Raw genomic sequence first — 16271 nt, 5'->3', positions numbered from 1 at the left:
ACTCAATGTACGTGAGCACCGGAAGCGTCGCAAATTGCCATTTGCAGACCATCCTCGTCGACATATCGGCAGGTTCGATTAACCTTCAATCTCCTCGCGCAGCATTTCGAGTTCCAGCCACTCTTCTTCTATGGCCGCGTTCTCACTGCGCTTCTTTTCCAAAAGATCGGCGGTCTTGGCGAAAAGCGTCGGGTCCTTGGCGTAAAGCTGCGGATCGGCAAGCTTGCCTTCGAGCACGGTGATTTCCTTGCCCAAGGCGTCCATCTTGCCCGGCAGCGTTTCCAGCGCGAATTTCTGCTTGTAGGAAAGCTTGCGCTTTTCCTCACGCTTCGGCTGCGAAGCCTCGTCACCGCTGTCGTCGCTCTTATCGCGGGCAGTCGCTGTCTTCACGTTGCGACGCTCCAGCGCCTGTTCCTTGCGCTGCGCCATCATGTCGGCATAGCCGCCCGCATATTCCAGCCAACGGCCATCGCCTTCCGGCGCAATCACCGATGTCACGGTGCGGTCGAGGAAATCGCGATCATGGCTGACCAGAATGACCGTGCCCGGAAAACCCGCCACCAGTTCCTGCAACAGATCCAGTGTTTCCATGTCGAGATCGTTGGTCGGTTCGTCGAGGATCAGCAGATTGGCCGGACGGGCCAGCACACGGGCCAGCATCAGACGCGCTCTTTCGCCACCGGAAAGTTCGCGGATCGGCGTGCGCGCCTGTTCCGGCTGGAACAGAAAATCCTTCATGTAGGAAACGACATGGCGCTGCTCGCCATTGATGACGAGGTTCTCCCCACGCCCATCGGTCAGATAATGCGACAGCGTCTCATCCAGATTGAGACTGTCACGCTTCTGGTCAAGCTCGGCCATTTCCAGATTGACGCCCAGCCGAAGCGTACCGGAATCCGGCGCAAGTTTGTCAGTCAGAAGCGAAAGCAGCGTGGTTTTTCCGGCACCATTCGGTCCAACCAGACCGATCCGGTCGCCGCGCTGTACGCGGGTCGAGAAATCCTTGACCAGCACGCGGTCGCCATAGGCCTTGTTCAGCCCCTTGGCTTCGATCACCAGCTTGCCGGATTCCTTGGAATCGCTGGCGGTCAGAACCGCCGTGCCTTGCGCCTTGCGGTGGTTGCGGAAATCGGCGCGCATGGAATGCAGTTCGCCAAGGCGGCGCATATTGCGCTTGCGGCGCGCCGTCACGCCATAGCGCAGCCAGTGCTCTTCACGGGCAATCTGGCGGCCAAGCTTGTGATGATCGCGCTCTTCCTCTTCCAGAACCTTGTCGCGCCATTCCTCGAAATGACCGAATCCCTGCTCCAGACGGCGTGTGATACCACGGTCAAGCCAGACGGTCGCGCGGCTGACATTTTCCAGAAAGCGACGGTCATGCGAGATCAGCACGATAGCCGAACGGATCTGGCGCAACTCGCCTTCCAGCCATTCGATCGTCGTCAGATCGAGATGGTTGGTCGGCTCGTCCAGCAAAAGCACATCAGGCTGCGGCGCGATCACACGCGCCAGCGCTGCGCGGCGCGCTTCGCCACCTGAAAGATGATCCGGATTTTCTTCGCCGGTCAGGCCCAGATGCTCCAGAAGATAGGTCACGCGATGCGGATCGTCGGTCGGTCCGAGTCCCGCTTCGACATAGGCGCGCACGCTGGCAAAACCGTCCATGTCCGGCACCTGCGGCAGATAGCGAATCGTCGCGCCCGGATGCTTGAACACTTCGCCCGAGGTCGGCTCGACCATGCCTGCGGCGATCTTCAACAACGTGGATTTGCCAGAACCATTGCGCCCGACCAGCGCGATGCGGTCGCCCTCGCTCACCGAAAGGCTCGCATCCTCCAGAAGCGGCGTGCCGCCGAAGGTGAGCTTGATCTGGTCTAGACGAAGGAGCGGTGGTGCCATGGTTCTTCTGAGGCTTTCTGGGCGGTTCGCGCGATGGGCTTTGAAATTCCGCCCTGCTTGTCCGCGACAAAAGCCGTTCTGTCAAATGGATCGATAGGAAAGAGGCATGAAAAACAAACAGGCCGGGTTTCCCCGGCCTGCCGTGATTGGTTTTCAAGCCTAAGCTGGCTCAAGCTCTGCGAGCTTGCCGAGCTTAGTAGCGCGAACTTATTGGCAACGCGCTTCGTAGATGCGGCCGTAATTGTCACGATAGCGGCAGTACTGCACGCCATTGCGCGACTGGGCAGCGCCCACCAGCGTACCGGCGACAGCGCCGATCGCTGCACCCGTGAGAGCGCCACGGCCATTGCCGCCAATTGCACCACCGGCGAGAGCGCCGATTGCTGCACCGCCAACGCCGTAACCAGCCGTACGCTGTTCGTTGGTCGTGCAGGCTGCTGTTGACAAAGCGAGCACCCCGGCAACCGCAATCATGGAAAGACGTGATTTCATCAAACAATCTCCTGTCAAAGTTGACATTTCAGGTGCCGATTTTGCGTCCCCAATTTCGGCGTTAGCGAATTTACCCGCTTGCTGCATTTGAAATACGTTTCGCTATCGAGCGTCAAGCCTTTTCAATCGGTAAGGTTAGCGGCACACTGTTGGCGTGTTCAGAACTTAAGTTTGCGACAAGTATCGCTAAGCCAGAACGCACAGTAATACGAAGTGTTCCACGCACTATATTGGAAACAGTCCACGAAGAACCAAAAGGCAAGGTCACGTTGTCTAACGGCCACTCGGCATTTGTGATTGAAAGTCCGTCCAAAGCCGAGAAACTGATGACGCTGAACAGCGTACCATCTGGAAAATCATAGGCAAATTCGCCGGATGTCACCGGCCAGGCTTCTTCCGCACCGCTGGAAAGAAAGACGTTCCGCCCCTTTTCCGCCTGCGCCGTCGCCATGGTGAGATGCAGAAGCGTGTGATCGGTGCGCTGTCCGCCGAAAGCGCCGCACAAAATGGCGCGCGTTGCGCCACGGGCAAACGCTTCCTCGAAAGCCAGTTCACCGTCCGTCATGTCCTTGGCGCGGGGAAATGTCTTTTGCGGCACATGCGCATATTGTTCAACGAGCGCTTGTGGCGTCGAATCGAAATCGCCAAGCCAAAGTTCTGGCTCGACGCCCAATGCCGCCGCATGACGAATGCCGCCGTCGGCGGCAAGAATGCGCGCGCCAGCTATCTGCTGCCGCAGCCGTTCGGTTACGACGAGATCGCCGCCGAGAAGGATGACGAATGTGCTCATAAGTCGCTCATATCATGGGCGAATCGCAGCCGGAAGTCCGTTGTGCCCGACTTGTCGATGGTTTTGCCTCTCTTGCCCTTCACGGCCTGACATATTAATGTCGCAACGCTCTAACGGGGTGCCATCGGCGCAAGCAGATGGCTGAGAGGCTTTTCAAAAAGCCAACCCGCCGAACCTGATCCGGTTTGCACCGGCGGAGGGATTAGATGCTGCTCTGCGGCACGATCCCGAAAAGTTGCAGCTTCAAGTTCCAACCTTTCGGTGATGATTGTGTTCCTGAACCCAAGCGGCGCTATATCCTTTTAACTTGATGAAAGGACGTGCCGTTATGCGGCTGTTATCTTTGCTGGCCTTCTCTTTCGCGGCAGCGGTAAGCCTTACGCCCGCAGCGCAGGCGAAAGATAAGCTCACCATCTACACCTATGACAGTTTCATTTCCGAATGGGGCCCCGGTCCCAAGGTGAAGGAAAGCTTCGAGAAGGAATGCGACTGCGAGATCAACTGGGTTGCTTCCGCCGATGGCGTGGCGCTGCTCAACCGGCTGAAGCTCGAAGGCGGCAACACCAAGGCCGATATCGTGCTGGGTCTCGACACCAATCTGACCACGGAAGCGCGCGCCAGCGGCTACTTTGCGCCAAGCGGCATCGATCTTGGCAATGTCAGCGTGCCGGGCGGCTTCAAGGACGATATTTTCGTACCCTATGACTATGGCTATTTCGCCATCGTCTATGATTCGGAAAAGTTGCCCAATCCGCCCAAGAGCCTGAAAGAACTGGTCGAAGGCGACCCGTCGCAGAAGCTCGTGCTTCAGGACCCGCGCACCTCGACGCCCGGCCTAGGCATGCTGTTGTGGATGAAGTCCGTCTATGGCGATCAGGCGGACGACGCCTGGCAGAAGCTGCAAAAGCGCATTCTCACCGTCACGCCGGGCTGGTCGGAAGCCTATGGTCTCTTCACCAAGGGTGAAGCGCCGATGGTGCTCTCTTATACCAGTTCGCCCGCCTATCATGTCATCGCGGAGAAGACGGATCGCTACAAGGCGTTGGCCTTTCCGGAAGGCAATTATCTGCAGATCGAACTGGCCGCCCAGACGACGACCGGCGCCAAGAACCCGCTGGCGCAGAAATTCCTCTCCTTCATGACCGGCCCCGGCTTTCAGGATGTGATTCCCGAAACCAACTGGATGTTCCCGGCAGGCAAGACCTCGACGCCGTTGCCCGCCGCATTCGACGCTTTGCCGAAGCCGGAAAAGACCCTGCTCATTCCATCCGACGAGGTTGCGAAGAACCGCAAGGCCTGGGTCGATGAATGGCTGGCAGCCACCAGCAAATGATAAACGCTCCGGCAAGCAAAGCTACGCACCCCACCCCCGCGATGAAACCCATCGCGGGGGCTTTGGCGTTGGCTTTCCTTGCCGTGCTGGCCGGTGGTGCGCTCGTCGCACTTGCCTTTGAGGCCAGCGGCGGCTTCGATGCCGCCGCAAATTTCGATGCCTATCTCTGGCGAACCGCCCGTTTCACCATCACACAAGCCATCGCATCCAGCCTGCTTTCGGTCGCCTTCGCGATCCCCGTTGCCCGCGCCCTCCATTCGGAAGCGCATTTTCCCGGACGCGGCCTTATCCTGCGGCTTTTCGCTCTGCCGCTCGCACTGCCTGCCCTCGTCGCTGTGCTGGGTGTGACCAGTATCTATGGCCGCAACGGCCTCATCGCTCATATGTCGGACGCCGTGGGATACCCTTTCCAGCCGGATATCTATGGCATTACCGGCATTTTGATCGCGCATGTGTTCTTCAACATGCCGCTGGCAGTGCGGCTCATCCTCGCCGCCTATGAATCGATACCCGCCGATTACTGGAAACTCGCGGCCCAGCTTGGCATGGGCAACCGCGCCCGTTTCCGGCTGATCGAGTGGCCGGTTATCCGCCGCAGCCTGCCCGGCATGGCGGGGCTGATCTTCATGCTCTGCGTGACGAGTTTTACCACCGTGCTGACGCTCGGCGGTGGCCCGCGCGCCACAACGCTGGAAGTGGCGATCTATCAAAGCCTGCATTTCGATTTCGACCCGGCGCGTGCGGTTGCGCTCACCGCCACCCAGCTCGGCCTGACCTTGTTGATCCTGCTGGCCTTGCGTCTGACCGGTCGTCCTTCCGAAGAAGGCTTTACCCACACGGCAACACCACGCCGCTACGGCAAGCCTTCCGGGGGCGAATGCCTGTTCAACATCGTCGCCATTCTCATCGGCTTTCTTTATGTCGCCTTGCCGATTGCCGGCGTGGTCGTGTCTGGCCTCGCTGCCGACCTCGCCCGCCTGCTCAGCGAAAGGACCGTCTGGCGGGCCATCGTCACGAGCCTTGCGCTCGGTTTTTCTGCCGCCACTTTGTCGGTCATCCTTTCATTGGCGCTGGTTTCAGCGCGGGAAGCGGTCAGGAGCAACCGGATAGCCAGCCTGTTCGATACCGGCGCGAGCCTCATTCTCGTCATGCCGCCCATCGTGATCGGTGCAGGATGGTTCATCTTGCTTCGCCACATCACCGATCCCTTCACAATTGCGCCGGTGATGGTGGTGACGGTCAACGCGGCCATGGCCATGCCTTTTGCCGTTCGCCTGCTGCGCCCGGCCTGGGATACGGCAGCAGCGCGCCACAACCGGCTTTGCGCCCAGCTTGGTATTCAGGGCTTCAACCGGCTGCGGCTCATCGACTGGCCGTCGATCCGCAAGCCTTTCGGCATGGCCTTCGCTTTCGCCATGGCGCTTTCCATCGGCGATCTTGGCACAATCGCACTGTTCGGCAGCGATGCGCTGATGACCCTGCCCTATCTTCTCTTGCAGCGCATGGGCAGTTACCGCACATTCGATGCCGCCGGTCTGGCGCTCATTCTGGGGCTTCTCTGCCTTGGTCTGATGATGCTTGCCGACCGTGCTGCCATATCCCGGAAAGTGAATTTCAACGCATGACTGCATCCGCCGACATCCGCCTTACCGACGTGCGCTTCAGCTATGGCGAAACCGCAATGCGCTTCGACCTGACGATCGCGGGCGGCGCCATTGCGGCCATTGTGGGCCCAAGCGGCTCGGGAAAATCCACGCTCCTGAACCTCATTGCCGGTTTTGAGACGCCCTCATCCGGCACCATTGCCATCGGCGGTGTCGATGTGACCCGACTGCCGCCGCCGGAGCGGCCAGTTTCGATGGTGTTTCAGGAAAACAACCTGTTTGCCCATCTCACCGTCGCGCAAAATATCGGCCTTGGTCGCGCACCAAACCTGAAACTGACGGATAGCGACCGCGCAGCCATCGCCGAAGCGCTGACCCGCGTCGGCCTCAAGGACAAGGAGCAGCGCAAGCCCGAAGCCCTGTCCGGTGGCGAACGCCAGCGTGTGGCGATTGCCCGCGCACTTGTTCGCGAACGCCCGGTGCTGCTGCTGGACGAAGCCTTTGCATCGCTTGGGCCAGCATTGCGCCATCAGATGCTCGATCTCGTCAATGAATTGCGCCGCGAAACCGGCATGACTGTGTTGATGGTTACGCACACGCCGGAAGATGCGCTCTATCTCGATGCGCAATTGCTGTTTATCGAAAATGGTGCGGTTGCGGCGCAAGGCCACGCTCGCGACCTCCTGTCGGAGACTGGACCTGAAGCGCTGCGGCGCTATATCGGTGACAAGCGCGGGTAAATCTCAAATAGAGTTACGGTAGCGGACATATTTTGTTCGCAATCCGCCCGGAAGAACCGTATTCAACTCTATTGGGCCGCTTGTACGTCTGCTGGTCTGTGACTAGATTTGCGGACGACCTGATGATCTATGAATCGCGAGGATAAAATACTGTTCCGTCACAAGACCCGTATCCGGGCCTCCCTGTGTCTTCCAGTCTCCCTGCCAGAACGGGCGCAGCGCAATTGGCGGAAAGCAGCCATTGGCTTTGGCTTGTTTGCTGTCGCCTTGATTTCCGGCTGCCAGTCGATCAGTTCCAGCAAGGATCTCGGCTTGCAGCCATCGGACAATCCGGTGACGGTCGATAATGTGACGCGCAACGACAAGCTGGCGCAGATCGGCGCGCAACAGCATCCGCGCATCCTCGCCACCTATGGCGGCGAATATAAGGACCAGCGGCTGGAGCGCATGGTCGCGAAGATCGTGGGCAAGCTCACGACCGTTTCCGACAAGCCGGAGCAGACCTACCGCATCACCATTCTCGATTCGCCCAACATCAACGCCTTTGCCCTGCCCGGCGGCTATCTTTATGTGACGCGCGGCCTGCTGGCGCTCGCCAATGATTCCTCGGAAGTCGCAGCCGTAATCGCCCATGAAATGGGCCACGTCGTCGCCAATCACGGCATTCTGCGGCAGGAAAAGGAAGCGGAAACCGAGATCGCCGGTCGCGTGGCCAGCGAAGTGCTGCATAATGAATCGGCCAGCCGTGAAGCGCTCATTCGCGGCAAGCTGCGGCTTGCCCAGTTCTCGCGCAATCAGGAACTGCAAGCCGATGCCATCGGCATCAAGATGATCGGCGAAGCGGGGTATGATCCATTCGCCTCGGCACGTTTCCTGCAGTCGATGGAAGCCTATACCGGTTTCCGTTCCGTATCGGGCGCGACCGATGCCAGCCTCGACTTCCTCGCGAGCCATCCGGCAACGCCGCAACGCATCGAACTGGCGCTCGGCCATGCCCGCCGTATCGGCGCGCCGGGCGTCGGCACAACCGACCGTGATTCGTTCCTCAATGGCATTGACGGGCTGCTTTACGGCGACTCGCCCAATGAGGGTTATATTCGCGAACAGACCTTCATCCATCCGAAGCTCGGCGTAACGTTCCGCGCGCCTGACGGCTTCACCATCGACAATTCCGCCACCGCGGTCATGGCGAGCGGTCCCGGCGAAGTGGCGATCCGGTTTGACGGCGCATCCCTGCCATCCGGTTCCAGCCTCACCGATTATATCAAATCGGGCTGGGTCACGGGGCTGGATGAAAGCTCCATTCAGTCAACCACCGTCAATGGATTGCCAGCCGCAACTGCACGTGCCGCTGCCGACCGCTGGCAGTTCGACATCGTGGTGATTGGCGCAAACGACAAGGTCTATCGTTTCCTCACCGCCGCGCCAAAGGGCAGCACCGCGCTGCTTCCGGCCTCGCAGACGGTGACGCAGTCCTTCCGTCTTCTGACACCTGCCGAGCAGAACGCCATCAAGCCGCTGCGCATCCGCGTTGTGACGGTGAAACCGGGTGACACCATGGCGAGCCTTTCGTCACGGGTTCAGGGCACCACGCGCAAGCTGGAACTGTTCCGCCTGCTCAACGCCATGCCAGCCGGCGCCACCGTCTCGGTCGGCGACCGCGTGAAAATCATCAGTGAGTAACATGGAAACCCGCATCGACGCCCTGCTTGCAGGCCAGATCGCTCCGCTCGGTCCCCGCAACGCGCCAAGCGCCATCGACAAGCGCCCCGTCACCGGCAAGGTCCGTGTCACATCGGTCGGGCTGGATTGCGATAAGCAAGGCGACCGCAAGGTGCATGGCGGGCCGGAGAAGGCGCTGCATCATTATCCTCGCGATCATTACGCCCTGTGGCGCAAGGATATCGGCGACAATCACCGCCTCGGCGCAGCAGGCGCTTTTGGCGAGAATATTTCCACCACCGGCCTCGACGAACACAACGTCGCTGTCGGCGACCGTTTCCGTTTCGGAACCGCGCTAGTCGAAGTGTCGCAAGGACGTCAGCCCTGCTGGAAGCTTAATGCGCGTTTCGAAACGCCGGACATGGCAATCCGCGTCCAGAAGACCGGACGTACCGGCTGGTATTATCGCGTGCTGGAAGAAGGGGAAGCGGAGACTGGCGACAGCATAGTGCTGGTCGACCGTCTTTCACCGGAATGGTCGCTGCACCGCGTCTGGCATCTGCTTTATGTTGATATGCTGAATTACGACGAGCTGGCGCTCATGGCCAATATCCCGCATCTGGCTGATAGCTGGAAGCGCTATGCGGTGCGCCGTCTGGAAAACCGCAAGGTCGAAGATTGGACAAACCGCCTCGAAGGCGACAAGTCCTGACCCCAAAAGAAAGGGCGGTCGAACCGCCCCTTTTCTTGCGTTGCCTGATTTATCCGCTTCTCAAGCCTGATAGGCTGCCAGTTCATGCTGGCTGAGCAGAGCAATCTTGAGCTTTTCCAGCGCGCGGCTTTCGATCTGGCGCACACGTTCCTTTGAAATACCGAGCTTTTCGCCCAGCGCCTCCAGTGTCACGCCATCATCGTCCAGACGCCGCTCGCGGATGATGTGCAGCTCGCGCTCATTGAGCGAGTGCAGCGCCACATGCAGCCACTGGTTCCGGCGTTCCATATCGATGGAGCTTTCGGCAACTTCATCCTGAAGCGGATGATCGTCGACCAGAAAGTCCATGCGCCGCGAAGCCCCGGACTCATCATTGTTGACCGGAGCGGACAGTGAGCTGTCAGGCCCGGACAGGCGACTGTCCATGAACTCCACATCGGTGGCCGAAACGCCAAGCTGATCCGAAATCTCGCGATAGATTTCGGCCTTGGTCATGCTGTCGTCAGCTTGGGCAAGTCTCGAGCGCAGACGGCGAAGGTTGAAGAACAAGGCTTTCTGCGCCGAGCTCGTGCCACCGCGAACGATGGACCAGTTGCGCAGAATATAGTCCTGCATGGATGCGCGGATCCACCAGGAAGCATAGGTCGAGAAGCGCACCTCCCGGTCCGGGTCGAAACGGGCGGCGGCCTCCAGAAGACCGACGTAGCCTTCCTGAATGAGATCATTCATCGGCAGCTTGAACTTGCGAAAACGCCCGGCCATGGAAATCACAAGGCGCATATGCGCGGATGTGATGCGATGCAGGGCATCCTGGTCTTTCAATTCTTTCCAGCGAATGGCGAGAGCCCGCTCCTCTTCGCGCTCCAGATAAGGAGCCGACATTGCGCTGCGGATCATGGATTGGGAGGATGAGGCTGGCGTTGGGAGATTACGCGCAGCCGGAAGCATGCGAGGTGCGGGAACTGCGGAAGAACTGCTTATTGATGACGGCTTCATCTGGTTCTCCTGTTCTGAACTGGCACCCTTCTGGACGCCAGGCTGAAGGATATGCCAGTTACACGAAGAACAATTGAACACTTACATAAGTCGTTCAGAACGCCCTCTCGGAACAGTCTTGAGGCACACGTTCAAACGCCGCAAAACAGACCCATTACGAACTGGTATCTTTTCACAACGCGCGAAAAGCGATCTGGTTCCCTTCGAAAAGTATAAATATCTGACAACGCTGACAAAAGCCGGCTGGGGTAAACAATCGCTTGAGAAAACAATTCCACTTTGAAGCAAATATTCGCCACCGCCCAACATAATCAGACCAGCGTGAAACGAGGCGCTTTGAACAGCACAAATAAAAAAACCCGGCTTTCGCCGGGCTTTTTTAAACATCAAGAAAAGCAAAACTTATGCAGCTTCGACTTCATCGTCTTCAAGGTCGGCTTCAGCATCGGCCTTGCCGCGCTTCGGACCCTTGGCCAGATTGGCTTCGATCAGACGGACAGCTTCGGTATCCGACAGCTTGTTGACGGCTGCGATTTCGCGAGCCATGCGGTCGAGCGCAGCTTCATAAAGCTGGCGTTCCGAATAGGACTGCTCCGGCTGGTTTTCGGCACGGAAAAGATCGCGCACGACTTCCGAAATCGAGATCAGATCGCCGGAATTGATCTTCGCATCATATTCCTGCGCGCGGCGCGACCACATGGTACGCTTCACACGAGCACGACCTTGCACCACCTTCAGAGCACGCTCCACATAATCCGTTTCCGACAGCTTGCGCATACCGATGGTTGCGGCCTTGGCGACCGGAACCTTCAGACGCATCTTGTCTTTTTCGAAATCGATCACGAAAAGTTCAAGCTTGTGACCAGCCACTTCCTGCTCTTCGATCGCTACGATCTGACCAACGCCATGAGCCGGATACACAATCGACTCACCGGTCTTGAAACCACCACGGATTGCGGATTTTTTCTGCTGGGATGACATACGCTTCAATACTCCCTGTTGTGCCCGGCGCGACCCGCCGGTTGACACATGATACCCGACCGCACTTCTGAGAAGCGCGGAAGCTGTTGTCGGCGCCAGAGCAAGTCGATCTCATAAGCAGATCGGCACTCTGAGCCGCTGTTAGGCGCATTTATGCGGCGTCAGATGCTTTTCATCTGACTGCAACATGCGATGAACCGGAAACGCCTCTAACGGCAGATTTTCTCTAACGGGCAAGAAAAGGAGCAGGAACGGAATGGTGTTGCGGCGCATAAAACCGCCCTGAGAAGCCAACAACTTTTCAGGACCTTGCGTTTGATCGCAATCATCCACCCCGGTGCCAATTTTAGCCCGGTAAAAAACATCAGCCTTTCTGAGAAAAAACGCTTTTGCGCCACGAATTGACGTCCAGTCACCGAAATTATTGGTGCAGGCTAACACAATTTCGCGAAAGAATCAACAAATTGCCAGATATGTCTCGTCTGGCAACTCAATACACCTGTTTTGCCGGTGCTTTCCCGTGATTTTATTCGTCTTTTGCCGCCTTCGTGTAGAAAAAGCAAGTGAAAGGCAAAGCTAATCTACATGCGATGACAAGACGATAGACGGGCCTTTGGGCCTAGTCGCCGCTGCCGGGCTCCGGGGAGAAATGGTTTTCGAGCTTGCCCGTGACGCCGTCCATTTCCTTGGCTTCCGGCATGGCATCTTTCTTGACGGTGATATTGGGCCACTTCGCCGCATATTCCGTATTCAGCTCCAGCCACTTGTCGAGGCCAGGCTCAGTATCCGGGCTGATCGCTTCGGCAGGGCATTCAGGCTCGCACACGCCGCAGTCGATGCATTCATCAGGATTGATGACGAGCATGTTCTCGCCTTCATAGAAGCAATCGACCGGACAGACCTCGACGCAGTCCGTATATTTGCAGCGAATGCAATTATCGGTCACGACATAAGTCATCGTCGAACTCCTGTTACCGCCCCTCTTCCCGAGTGGAGGCTTGTCTATCCTGTTTATTTGCGCCGATATTTCGACAGGTCCATGGGAATGGCTGCGTCACGGAATATCTCGCCACGACATCACGACCCATGGAGCAATCCCGGATCATCCGACCCTTTTCATCGCCATGTTCTTCGTGACACAGCGTGAGGTAGCGATTTTATCTCTCTCTGACAAGGGTGCAATCGCCGCATTGTAAGCATAGGCCACACAGCAGAAACGGCTTTTCGTCTCAATCCCTAAGCGTAGAAAACACTTTCGTCAAAACACTTTACGGCGCAATTTCCATCGCAGCTGTCTTCAACGCTGCGGCAACGCGTCCAGATCAAATCCCGCGCAGACGGTCCGTATCGCGGCGTTCTTTCTTGGTGGGGCGTCCCGCGCCGCTTTCGCGCTGCGGCAGGGCAGCCGCCGTCATCTCGGACGAAGAGGCTGGCGCTGGCGACAAATCTTCATAGAGAAGCTGGGCTTCCGGAGCAGGACCACGCCGCTCGCCGGGCAGAAGCACTTTGTAAACGAGGATGCGGCGATCAAGCGTGATGGTCAGCACATCGCCGATTTTCACCTGATGAGCGGCCTGCTCGATCTTATCCCGGTTGACCCGGACCTTGCCGCCGACGGCGAGTTTCGCCGCCAGCGATCTTGATTTGACCACGCGCGCGAAAAACAGCCACTTGTCGATACGCTGTCTTCCGCTGTGTTCGCCGGTCATCTTACTTCTTCATCTGCTCCTTGAGAGCCAGCAGCTTGGCAAACGGCGAGTCGGGATCGATCCGTGCCGGACGTTCCTGTTCGAAACGCTTGTTGCCATTAGACGCGCCATGGGGGGCAGCGTGATCGCGCTTCGGCTGGCGATCACGACCGCCACCGTCACGCGGCTTGCCCTTGAAGCCTTCGCGCTTGCCCTGACCTTCGCCGTCATGGTTGTGGCGCTTGTTCTTGTCGAAACGCTTGCCGCCACGCGCATTTTGCTCGTCGCCGCCTTCGGACTTGCGCGCCTCGTTTTGCTGGCCGCGATTGTGCTGGCCACCATGACGCTGACGGTTGTTCTGGTCCTGATTGCGGCTACGACCTTCGAAACGGCCCTGACGCCACAGGAGAACCGGCTTCGGCTCTTCCGCAACCGCGTCACCGGCAGGTGCAGCGGCTTCAGCAGCAGGCGCTTCCGCCACAGGTGCGGTCTCTTCGGCCTTCACTTCAACAGCGACAACCGGCGCAGGCACCGGTTCCGCCGCAGGCACGGCAGGCTTTTCCGCTTCCGCTGCAACAGCAGAAACGGCAGCGCCTGCATCCTTGGCGGCAGCTTCGGCAGCGAACGCATCCAGTTCCGCAAGCTTGGCGGCAACATCGCCAGCTTCCATCGCCTCATGGCGATAGCCCAGGCTTTTCAGGATTTCTTCCATGTCTTCGGTGGTCGCACCGAGGATCGACATCATGGCAGGCGTGACGATGAAACGTCCGCCGTCATAAGCGCCATCCGGACGCGTACCCGAACCCGGACGCCAGGCCAGAGCCGGACGGATGAGATCGGCAAGACGCTCCAGAATATCGATGCGAACCGCACGACGGCCCAGCACACGATAGCCTGCCAGACGATAGAACATCGGATCGAAAGCCGGATCGACCACAACTGAGGTACGACCAGCGGCCAGAACATTGACCACATCGCCGTAACCGGCACGCTCGCGGCCATCGTTCTTCAAGGCCCAGAGCAGCGTGATGAGACCGGCGGGAGCCGGCTTCAGCAGCATGGGCATGAACACGTGATAGGCGCCGAAGCGCACGCCGAGGCGACGCAGTGCCGCACGCGAATCCTGATCGAGACCGCGCACTTCCTCCACCACCTCACGGCGCTGGAGAATGCCGAGATTCTCAACGATCTGGAAAGCGAGACCGCGCGTCATGCCGGTCAGCGCATCGGCGCCGGCCAGATCGGTCAGAGGCTTCAGAACGGTTTCGATGTGGTGAGCCACGAAACGATCGATGCGCGCAGCAACCTTGTCCCGTGCCGGACCGGTGAGCTGTTCGTCGGCAAGGATCACCGTGCGCGGCTTCATAATGTCGTCACCGGCGACCAAAGTTGCAACGGTTGCACCGACCCAGCGCAACACACCGTCCGAACCAAGTGCGAAGTCTCCGTTGGGAGCAGCCGCAAAGCGCTCCGCACGGCGATCGAACTCGGCGGCCAGCGCCTTTTGCGCAGCCGTCTTCACCGCCTTCGCGTCTGGCCCCTCGGCCTGGACGTCGGCGGTGAAACGGAATCCTTCCAGTTGCCCAACATTGTGGCCTTCGACACTCACGTCTCCGGCCGGGCTGATTTCTGCTTCAAGCATGGCATTCTCTCTCAGGCGCCTCATAAGCACGCTTGTCCTGCGGTCTACAAAGCGTTTCGTCAACCTTTCATGAAGCGCGTCGGACAATCTGTCCTCTATTTCGCGCGTCTTTTCCTGCCAGTGTGTCGGATCGGCAAGCCATCCGGGCCTGTGCGACACAAAAGTCCAGGTTCGAATTTGCGCCACGCGGTGCGACAGAGTGTCGATTTCCCCCTCTGTACTGTCGGCGCGGCGCACCTGTTCGCTCATATAATCTTCATCGACGCTCCCTCGGCGCACTAGATCCTGATAGATAGACGCAATGATATCGGCATGTTGTGCCGGTGCGATCTTACGATAATCCGGGAGTGCACAGGCATCCCACAAAAGTTCAATCCGCGCCGGTGTTGTCGCGAGGCGCACAATCTCTCCGTCTTTCGACAGATTTTCAAGCGCCTGCTGGTCGACAGCCGGCAAAGCCTTGGCCAGCCCCTCGACTGGTGCCGGTGTTTCCAGTGATCGGCGCAAGGCTTCAATCGACGAAAAGTCGAAACGCTCCGTGCGCCATTGCAGCACTTTCACCGGATCGAAATTATGCGCTTCCACCCGTTCGACCATCTCGTCGTCGAAGGGCTGCACCTGCCCCGTCACGCCAAATGTGCCATCGCGAAGATGACGACCGGCACGACCGGCAATCTGCCCCACTTCGGCTGGCGTCAGATCACGGAACTGATAGCCGTCGAATTTGCGGTTCTGCGCGAAGGCCACATGATCGACATCGAGATTGAGCCCCATGCCGATGGCATCGGTCGCGACCAGAAAGTCCACATCGCCGGACTGATAAAGCTCGACCTGCGCATTGCGTGTGCGCGGCGACAAAGCCCCCATGACCACCGCAGCCCCGCCGCGCTGGCGACGGATCAGCTCGGCAATGGCGTAAACCTCGTCGGCGGAAAAAGCGACGATGGCCGAACGGTTCGGCAAGCGCGTGATCTTTTTGGAACCGGCATAGGCCAGATGCGACAGGCGCGGACGCGTCACCACATTGATGCCGCGCAGGAGCTTTTCCAGAATGGCGCGCATGGTGGCGGCACCGAGCAGGAGTGTTTCCTGCCGTCCGCGCAGATGCAAAATGCGATCTGTGAAAATATGCCCGCGTTCCAGATCGCCCGCGAGTTGCACCTCGTCGATGGCGACGAATGCCACATCGGTGCGGCGCGGCATGGCTTCGACGGTGCAGACGGAATAACGCGCAGTGGGCGGGACGATCTTTTCCTCGCCCGTGACCAGCGCGACATTGGCGACGCCCACCCGCTCCACGACACGATTATAGACCTCACGCGCCAGAAGGCGCAGCGGCAGGCCAATCATGCCGCTGCCGTGCGACAGCATGCGCTCGATGGCGAGATGGGTTTTGCCTGTATTGGTCGGCCCCAGCACCGCAGTCACGTCGCGACCGCTCAAGCTCAGCGGCAAATCATGGGCAGGGCGTTGGTTCATGCCAATAATTGATTCCCGGTACAAGCACCCCAACATGCAACTGGGGTGCCGATTGTCGTGTGTTGCGATAGCACTATACGACCTTGGCCGAAAGCGCTCCTGTTAAGTTTAAGCCGCCCGAGTTTTTACAGAGGCAGCCTGACAGTTTTACCAAACGCCCGATTTTAACAAAGGGTCCAATTTAACGAATAGAACGACTCTGGAACGAATCGGCTACGAATCGCTGACTCTGATTCCTTCGCCTTTTGTTCAC

General features: G+C 58.7%; 15 protein-coding genes and 1 riboswitch. Of the genes, 6 read left to right on the top strand and 9 right to left on the bottom strand.

From position 1 onward, the window contains the following. Positions 1-78: 78 nt before the first annotated feature. The 3 genes from QLQ11_RS10405 to QLQ11_RS10395 form a co-directional block, all read right to left on the bottom strand. On the bottom strand, positions 79-1899 hold the full coding sequence (locus QLQ11_RS10405) for an ABC-F family ATP-binding cassette domain-containing protein (protein ID WP_283735951.1): 1821 nt from the start codon (positions 1897-1899) through the stop codon (positions 79-81). Between the two features lie 207 nt (positions 1900-2106). Continuing rightward, on the bottom strand, positions 2107-2391 hold the full coding sequence (locus QLQ11_RS10400; RefSeq protein ID WP_109369783.1) for a glycine zipper domain-containing protein: 285 nt from the start codon (positions 2389-2391) through the stop codon (positions 2107-2109). A 112-nt stretch (positions 2392-2503) separates the two neighbouring features. Next, positions 2504-3181: a thiamine diphosphokinase gene (locus tag QLQ11_RS10395; protein ID WP_109369784.1), complete on the bottom strand. Its 678-nt coding sequence runs from the start codon at positions 3179-3181 to the stop codon at positions 2504-2506. 104 nt (positions 3182-3285) lie between these two features. Beyond that, positions 3286-3400: riboswitch (TPP riboswitch) on the top strand. A gap of 109 nt (positions 3401-3509) precedes the next feature. On the opposite strand from QLQ11_RS10395, the gene thiB reads away from it, so the two are divergent. The 5 genes from thiB to QLQ11_RS10370 all read left to right on the top strand — a co-directional run bounded on the left by thiB (position 3510) and on the right by QLQ11_RS10370 (position 9232). Continuing rightward, a complete protein-coding gene (gene thiB / locus QLQ11_RS10390) occupies positions 3510-4514 on the top strand; it encodes a thiamine ABC transporter substrate binding subunit (RefSeq protein ID WP_109369785.1) in 1005 nt (334 codons plus the stop codon). Continuing rightward, a complete protein-coding gene (gene thiP / locus QLQ11_RS10385; protein ID WP_371830923.1) occupies positions 4490-6139 on the top strand; it encodes a thiamine/thiamine pyrophosphate ABC transporter permease ThiP in 1650 nt (549 codons plus the stop codon). Before thiB ends, thiP begins: the two co-directional genes overlap by 25 nt. After that, complete coding sequence (gene thiQ, locus QLQ11_RS10380; protein ID WP_109369787.1) at positions 6136-6858, top strand: thiamine ABC transporter ATP-binding protein; 723 nt, start codon at positions 6136-6138, stop codon at positions 6856-6858. The genes thiP and thiQ overlap by 4 nt, the downstream gene beginning before the upstream one ends. Before the next feature lie 252 nt (positions 6859-7110). Next, positions 7111-8541, top strand: a complete 1431-nt coding sequence (gene cdlP, locus QLQ11_RS10375; RefSeq protein WP_371835951.1) for a cell division protease CdlP — start codon at positions 7111-7113, stop codon at positions 8539-8541. A 1-nt stretch (position 8542) separates the two neighbouring features. Further along, entirely contained in the window at positions 8543-9232 is a 690-nt protein-coding gene (locus QLQ11_RS10370; RefSeq protein WP_109369788.1) for an MOSC domain-containing protein, read from the top strand. Between the two features lie 60 nt (positions 9233-9292). Here the strand turns inward: QLQ11_RS10370 and QLQ11_RS10365 are convergent, their stop codons facing one another. The 4 genes from QLQ11_RS10365 to fdxA form a co-directional block, all read right to left on the bottom strand. Then, positions 9293-10228 (bottom strand): RNA polymerase factor sigma-32, encoded by a 936-nt coding sequence (locus tag QLQ11_RS10365; protein ID WP_109369789.1) that lies wholly within the window; start codon positions 10226-10228, stop codon positions 9293-9295. Positions 10229-10630: 402 nt separating this feature from the next. After that, complete coding sequence (locus QLQ11_RS10360; RefSeq protein WP_109369790.1) at positions 10631-11209, bottom strand: CarD family transcriptional regulator; 579 nt, start codon at positions 11207-11209, stop codon at positions 10631-10633. Positions 11210-11350: 141 nt separating this feature from the next. Then, complete coding sequence (locus tag QLQ11_RS10355) at positions 11351-11650, bottom strand: hypothetical protein (RefSeq protein ID WP_371835872.1); 300 nt, start codon at positions 11648-11650, stop codon at positions 11351-11353. A 178-nt stretch (positions 11651-11828) separates the two neighbouring features. Then, positions 11829-12167, bottom strand: a complete 339-nt coding sequence (gene fdxA, locus QLQ11_RS10350; protein ID WP_109369791.1) for a ferredoxin FdxA — start codon at positions 12165-12167, stop codon at positions 11829-11831. 40 nt (positions 12168-12207) lie between these two features. Here fdxA and QLQ11_RS10345 point away from each other — a divergent pair, with 40 nt between their 5' ends. Beyond that, on the top strand, positions 12208-12405 hold the full coding sequence (locus tag QLQ11_RS10345; RefSeq protein ID WP_124915889.1) for a hypothetical protein: 198 nt from the start codon (positions 12208-12210) through the stop codon (positions 12403-12405). Between the two features lie 126 nt (positions 12406-12531). On the opposite strand, the gene QLQ11_RS10340 is transcribed toward QLQ11_RS10345, so the two are convergent. After that, the gene (locus QLQ11_RS10340) at positions 12532-12918 is read right to left on the bottom strand and encodes an RNA-binding S4 domain-containing protein (protein WP_109369792.1); all 387 of its coding nucleotides are present in this window, start codon (positions 12916-12918) and stop codon (positions 12532-12534) included. Between the two features lies 1 nt (position 12919). Further along, complete coding sequence (locus QLQ11_RS10335) at positions 12920-16018, bottom strand: helicase-related protein (RefSeq protein ID WP_124915890.1); 3099 nt, start codon at positions 16016-16018, stop codon at positions 12920-12922. Between the last annotated feature and the right edge of the window lie 253 nt (positions 16019-16271).

The sequence above is a fragment of the Ochrobactrum sp. SSR genome (assembly GCF_030067775.1).
Lineage (GTDB): Bacteria > Pseudomonadota > Alphaproteobacteria > Rhizobiales > Rhizobiaceae > Brucella > Brucella teleogrylli.
This window is presented reverse-complemented; position numbering and strand designations above follow the sequence as displayed.

What these genes read in the sequence shown, in the direction of transcription:
- QLQ11_RS10405 (WP_283735951.1), bottom strand. Translation starts at nt 1,899, where the DNA reads ATGGCACCACCGCTCCTTCGTCTAGACCAGATCAAGCTCACCTTCGGC.
- QLQ11_RS10400 (WP_109369783.1), bottom strand. Translation starts at nt 2,391, where the DNA reads ATGAAATCACGTCTTTCCATGATTGCGGTTGCCGGGGTGCTCGCTTTG.
- QLQ11_RS10395 (WP_109369784.1), bottom strand. Translation starts at nt 3,181, where the DNA reads ATGAGCACATTCGTCATCCTTCTCGGCGGCGATCTCGTCGTAACCGAA.
- thiB (WP_109369785.1), top strand. Translation starts at nt 3,510, where the DNA reads ATGCGGCTGTTATCTTTGCTGGCCTTCTCTTTCGCGGCAGCGGTAAGC.
- thiP (WP_371830923.1), top strand. Translation starts at nt 4,490, where the DNA reads ATGGCTGGCAGCCACCAGCAAATGATAAACGCTCCGGCAAGCAAAGCT.
- thiQ (WP_109369787.1), top strand. Translation starts at nt 6,136, where the DNA reads ATGACTGCATCCGCCGACATCCGCCTTACCGACGTGCGCTTCAGCTAT.
- QLQ11_RS10370 (WP_109369788.1), top strand. Translation starts at nt 8,543, where the DNA reads ATGGAAACCCGCATCGACGCCCTGCTTGCAGGCCAGATCGCTCCGCTC.
- QLQ11_RS10365 (WP_109369789.1), bottom strand. Translation starts at nt 10,228, where the DNA reads ATGAAGCCGTCATCAATAAGCAGTTCTTCCGCAGTTCCCGCACCTCGC.
- QLQ11_RS10360 (WP_109369790.1), bottom strand. Translation starts at nt 11,209, where the DNA reads ATGTCATCCCAGCAGAAAAAATCCGCAATCCGTGGTGGTTTCAAGACC.
- fdxA (WP_109369791.1), bottom strand. Translation starts at nt 12,167, where the DNA reads ATGACTTATGTCGTGACCGATAATTGCATTCGCTGCAAATATACGGAC.
- QLQ11_RS10340 (WP_109369792.1), bottom strand. Translation starts at nt 12,918, where the DNA reads ATGACCGGCGAACACAGCGGAAGACAGCGTATCGACAAGTGGCTGTTT.
- QLQ11_RS10335 (WP_124915890.1), bottom strand. Translation starts at nt 16,018, where the DNA reads ATGAACCAACGCCCTGCCCATGATTTGCCGCTGAGCTTGAGCGGTCGC.